The organism is Halomonas halmophila (assembly GCF_006540005.1).
Taxonomy (GTDB): Bacteria; Pseudomonadota; Gammaproteobacteria; order Pseudomonadales; family Halomonadaceae; genus Halomonas; species Halomonas halmophila.
In genome coordinates, this window is the sequence record NZ_BJOC01000071.1 from 1 (window position 1) to 2,324 (window position 2,324).

1 protein-coding gene is annotated in these 2,324 nt (G+C 66.4%); it reads right to left on the minus strand.

What is annotated here, in order from left to right; translation table 11 throughout:
- Positions 1-2,324 (minus strand): aconitate hydratase AcnA (gene acnA, locus HHA01_RS14610; protein WP_141322028.1); only part of this gene is annotated, 2,324 nt, incomplete at both ends.

Genomic DNA, 2,324 nt, shown 5'->3' on the forward strand with positions numbered 1-2,324 from the left:
CCGCCGTGCTGGTAGTACTCCATCTCGTTGGCGGTGTCGATGCGGCACAGTGCCTCGACGCGTTTTTCGCCCTTGGCGCTGCTGATGGTCACTTCGACCTTGCCGCCCGCTTCCAGCTCCGCGAGGCCGGAGATGGAGACGCGTTCGTCACCGGTCAGGCCGAGCGTTTCACGGGTGTCGCCATTGGTGAACTGCAGCGGTACCACGCCCATGCCGATCAGGTTGGAGCGGTGGATGCGCTCGTAGGACTCGGCGAGCACGGCGCGCACGCCCAGCAGGCGGGTGCCCTTGGCGGCCCAGTCACGGGAGGAGCCGGTGCCGTATTCCTTGCCGGCGACGACGACCAGGGGCGTGCCTTCCTGCTGATACTGCATGGCCGCGTCGTAGATGGCCATCTGCTCGCCACTCGGCACGTGGCGGGTCTCACCGCCGACCACGCCATCGAGCATCTCGTTCTTGATGCGGACGTTGGCGAAGGTGCCGCGCATCATGACCTCGTGGTTGCCGCGACGCGAGCCGTAGGAGTTGAAGTCGACCGGCTTGACGCCGTTCTCCTGCAGGTAGCGTCCGGCGGGGCTGTCGGGCTTGATGGCGCCGGCCGGCGAGATGTGGTCGGTGGTCACCGAGTCGCCGAGCTTGGCCAGGATGTGCGCGTCCTTGATGTCCTCGGTCGGCGCCGGCTCACGCCCCATGCCGTCGAAGAAGGGCGGGTGCTGGATGTAGGTGGAATCCTTGGACCACTTGTAGACCTGGCTTTCCGGCACGTCGATGGACTTCCAGACATCGTCGCCGTCGAAGACCTCGGCATACTCCTTGCGGTACATCTCAGTCTTGACCTTCTCGACGGCCTCGGCGATCTCGGCCTGGCTCGGCCAGATATCCTTGAGATAGACCGGCTTGCCGTCGCTCCCGGTGCCCAGCGGTTCGTTGGCCAGGTCCTTGCGCACGTTGCCGGCCAGTGCATAGGCCACTACCAGGGGCGGTGACGCGAGCCAGTTGGTCTTGACCAGCGGATGTACCCGGCCCTCGAAGTTGCGGTTGCCGGACAGCACCGAGGCCACGGTCAGGTCGCCGGTTTCGACGGCTTTCTCGATGGCTTCCGGCAGCGGCCCGGAGTTGCCGATGCAGGTGGTGCAGCCATAACCCACCAGGTTGAAGCCCAGCTCGTTCAGGTCACCCTGCACGCCGCCGGCGGCCAGGTAGTCGGTGACGACCTTGGAGCCCGGTGCCAGCGAGGTCTTGACCCAGGGCTTGGTGGCCAGGCCACGGGCCAGCGCATTGCGTGCCAGCAGGCCGGCGGCCATCATCACGCTGGGGTTGGAGGTGTTGGTGCAGGAGGTGATGGCGGCAATCACCACGGCGCCGGGGTCGAGGCGGAAGGCCGCGTCTTCCATGTCGACATCCTGGCTGTCGTCATGCTCGAAGTGCTCGTCGTCCTGGGCGCCGGCCTGGCCGCCCTCGGAGATCATGCGACCCTTCTCGACGGCCTGCAGCGGCTTGCCGTCGTCTTCCATCACCTTGGCGAAAGCCGCCGGCATGTCGCGCAGGTTGACGCGGTCCTGGGGGCGCTTGGGGCCGGCCAGGCTGGATTCGACGTCGTTCATGTCCAGGTGCAGGGCATCGCTGAAGACGGGCTCCTGGCCCGGCTCGCGCCACAGGCCCTGAGCCTTGCAATAGGCTTCGACCAGTTCGACCTGCTCGTCGTCGCGACCGGTCAGACGCAGATAGTTGAGCGTCTCTTCATCGACCGGGAAGAAGCCGCAGGTCGCGCCGTACTCGGGCGCCATGTTGGCGATGGTGGCGCGGTCGGCCAGTGGCAGGTCCGCCAGGCCGTCGCCGTAGAATTCGACGAACTTGCCGACCACCCCGCGCTCGCGCAGCATCTGGGTCACGGTGAGCACCAGGTCGGTGGCGGTGATGCCTTCGCGCAGCTTGCCGGTGAGCTTGAAGCCGACGACCTCGGGAATCAGCATGGAGACCGGTTGGCCCAGCATGGCGGCCTCCGCCTCGATGCCGCCGACGCCCCAGCCGAGCACGCCCAGGCCATTGATCATGGTGGTGTGGGAGTCGGTGCCCACCAGGGTGTCCGGATAGGCGTAGGTCCTGCCGTCGACATTCTTGGTCCAGACGGTCTTGCCCAGGTATTCCAGGTTGACCTGGTGGCAGATGCCGGTGCCCGGCGGCACCACGCGGAAGTTGTCGAATGCCTGCTGGCCCCAGCGCAGGAACTCGTAGCGCTCGTGGTTGCGCTCCATCTCGATGGCTACGTTGTCGCGGAAGGCCGTGGGGTTGCCGAACTTGTCGACCATCACCGAATGGTCGAT